A 562-nucleotide genomic window follows, 5' to 3' on the forward strand; every position below is an offset into this window, starting at 1 on the left:
GCTGGGTCTGGATGTACACGACGTCGGCGTTTATGGTCAGGACCGCTCACGTATTCTTGAGCCGGGAATGGTGCTTACCGTTGAACCGGGACTGTATATCGCGCCGGACGCCGACGTACCGCCGGCTTATCGTGGTATCGGCATTCGTATTGAAGATGACATCCTTATCACGGAAGACGGCAATGAAAACCTGACCGCCAGCGTGGTGAAGAAAGCGGATGACATTGAAGCCCTGATGGCTGNCGTCGGTGGTGGCATGGTCGGCGCGACGCTGGCGCTGGCCATTTCCCAGCTTAGTCATGGGACGCTGCCAGTTCATCTGATAGAAGCAAGCGCGCCTGACAACGATCGCCATCCGGGGTTTGATGCCCGGGCGATCGCGCTGGCGGCAGGGACCTGCCAACAGCTGGCGCGAATTGGCATATGGCAGGCGATTGCCGATTGCGCAACGGCGATCAAAACCGTTCACGTCAGCGATCGCGGCCATGCCGGATTTGTAACGCTGGATGCGCAGGAATACCGTATTCCTGCGCTGGGGCAAGTTGTAGAGCTGCACGATGTC

The 562-nt window shown here is 58.8% G+C and carries 1 protein-coding gene; it reads left to right on the forward strand.

From position 1 onward, the window contains the following. Nucleotide 1: 1 nt before the first annotated feature. Nucleotides 2-562, forward strand: a 561-nt coding sequence (locus tag FDX22_RS30850; RefSeq protein WP_255432725.1) for a M24 family metallopeptidase, incomplete at its 3' end; no start/stop codon positions are given.

It is taken from the genome of Citrobacter sp. TBCS-14 (assembly GCF_005280805.1).
In the GTDB taxonomy this organism is placed as follows: Bacteria; Pseudomonadota; Gammaproteobacteria; order Enterobacterales; family Enterobacteriaceae; genus Citrobacter; species Citrobacter gillenii.